Origin of the sequence: Streptomyces sp. SID4985, assembly GCF_009863025.1 — a bacterium.
In the GTDB taxonomy this organism is placed as follows: domain Bacteria; phylum Actinomycetota; class Actinomycetes; order Streptomycetales; family Streptomycetaceae; genus Streptomyces.
On sequence record NZ_WWIR01000258.1, the window covers coordinates 1 to 2412 of the forward strand.

Sequence of the window (2412 nt, forward strand, 5' to 3'; positions counted from 1 at the left end):
GGGCGGCGCCGGGAGACGGGGATGAGCGCGCGCGGCGCGACGCCCTCGCTGCCGTCGCCGCGCTCGTCCAGCCAGCGGCGCAGGGCGCCCGCGACCACGGCGATCAGTACGTCGTTGACGGTGCCGCCGACGGTCTTGCGGATGCGGTGCACGTCGTCGATGTCGAGGACGGCCCCGGCGATCCGGCGGGTGCCGCTGGGCGCGGAGGTCAGCGCGGGGGTGGGCCGCATCCCGAGGGTGGAGCGGGCCAGCGAGGCACCGATGTCCAGGGCCCGGCCCACGTCGGAGAGGGTGTCCTTGACCAGCCCGGGGACGCGGCCGGGCAGCGCGCGCACCTCGGAGAGCAGTCCGCGCGACGGCTCGGCGGCACGCGGGGCGCGCTCGGGCAGCTCGACGGGGTCGAGGAGACCGGCCGCGAGCTTCAGGGCGCGCAGACCGTCGGCGAGGGCGTGGTGGAACTTGAACAGCACGGCGAAGGACACGCCGTCCTCGCCGGGCAGCACATGCGCCTCCCAGGGCGGCCGGCCGCGCCCGAGCGGGCGCTGCATGAGCCGTCCGGCCATGGCGTGGAAGTCGGCGGTCGGCGCGTGCAGCCGTACATGGTCGAGGGGGTCGAAGTCCGGGACCTCCTCGCGGGTGGCGCCGCCGAAGGCGAGGGGCTGCCACACGTCGCGGATGCGCATCCGCAGCCCGGGAACGGCGGCGGCGCGCGCGGCGAGCAGGTCGGCCGCGTGCGCGCCCGCGGTCGGCGAGTGCGTGGCGAAGATCCCGAGGGCGCCCAGGTGCATCGGGTGCCGGTCGGACTCCATGTTCCAGAAGGCGAGGTCGAGGGGAGCGAGCAGGTCGGAAGTCAAGGGCGTGCCTCGCGTCGTCGACGGGTGGTTGTGTGCAGTCAATCCCCGAACCCCGATTACGGTCAAGTGCGATCACGTTACGCTCAGTTAACAGCAGATAAAGTCTCGCCGTCGGGGACGGGGCGGGACTCCTCAGACCCTGAGGTCACCTCAGCACCGGGGGCGCGGCCCCTGGCGTCGTGCCCCACTCGGACGGGCGCGGGCCGACCGTGAACGCCAGCGTGCGCAGGGATCGCAGGGCGTCCGTCGTCAGCCAGGTCCGCCCGTGCGCGGTGCCGTCCGCGCGCACGCCCTGGATGTACCGGGCAGCGGCCGAGGTGCCCGGCGCGGTGACGGTCAGCGCGCCCGTCGGCCAGTAGCGGCGGTCCAGAGTGAGATCGACCCGGTCGAAGACGGGGGTGGACAGTCCCCAGGTGTCGTAGCCGGGCTGGACCGGGAAGATCCCGATCGAGGAGAGCACCATCCAGGCGGACATCGTGCCGAGGTCGTCGTTGCCGGTCATGCCGGTCGGGGTGTCGGTGAAGAGGGTCAGCGCGGCGTGCACCACGTCGGTGGTCTTCCAGGGCTGCCCGGTGGAGAGATAGGTGTAGGGGGCGATCAGGTCGGTCTCGTTCTGCGGGTTGTACGTGGTGGCGTTGTAGTAGTCGTACGGATCGCCGTGCACCCACACCCGGCGGGCGGTGCCCTCGGGGTCGGCGAGGAGCCGGTCGTAGGCGAAGAAGGAGTCCAGGCGTTTCCCGGCCGCCGCCGGGCCGCCGATCAGGTCGATCATTCCGGGCAGGTCCTGCGGTACGAGCCACTGGTACTGCCACGCCGTGCCCTCGTGGAAGCCGGTCCCCCGGGCCGGGTCGGCCGGTCCGGTGAAGGCGCCGGAGGCGTCGCGGGCGCGGAAGAAGCCGGTCGACGGGTCGAAGACGTTGCGGTAGTTGCGGGCGCGGGCGGCGTAGCGGGCCGCGTCCGCCGGGTGGCCGAGACCGCGCGCCATCTGGGCCAGCATGGCGTCAGAGAGGGCGTACTCCAGGGTCGCGGAGGCGCCGAAGTGGTAGTCGGAGTCGCCCATCTTCGCGTAGGGGCGCCCCTTGACGTACGGCGCGAACCCCCGCGCCAGATACTCCTTGTTGGCCTCGCGGCCGACGCCCGGATAGGCGGCCGGGGGCACCCCGTCGGCGTTCTTCCGCAGCGCCCGGTAGGCCCGCTCCTCGAAGCCCTTCAGCAGGCCCATGTGGTAGGCGGTGGTGAGGAACGGGGTGACCGGGTCGCCGGTCATGATGTTCGTCTCGACCGTGCCGTAGCCCCACTTGGGCAGCCAGCCGCCGTCCTCGTCGATCCGCACCACCGAGCGCGCCATGTCGCGGGCCTCGCGCGGGGCGAGCAGGGCGAGGAGCTGGGCCTGGGTGCGGTAGGTGTCCCAGAGGGACCAGTTCTGGTAGTAGGTGAAGCCCTTGGCATGGTGGGGCTTCTGGTCCCAGCCGGTGTAACGGCCGTCGGCGTCGCTGCCGATGTTCGGCGCGAGGAACGAGCGGTAGAGCGAGGAGTAGAAGGTGCGGCGCAGGGTGTC

The 2412-nt window shown here is 72.7% G+C and carries 2 protein-coding genes; both read right to left on the reverse strand.

The features are described 5' to 3' along the window. A partial coding sequence (locus GTW40_RS10490) for a wax ester/triacylglycerol synthase domain-containing protein (protein WP_272918998.1) occupies nt 1-854 on the reverse strand: 854 nt, incomplete at its 3' end. Between the two features lie 145 nt (nt 855-999). Continuing rightward, nucleotides 1000-2412, reverse strand: a 1413-nt coding sequence (locus GTW40_RS10495) for a glycoside hydrolase family 92 protein (protein WP_161179894.1), incomplete at its 5' end; no start/stop codon positions are given.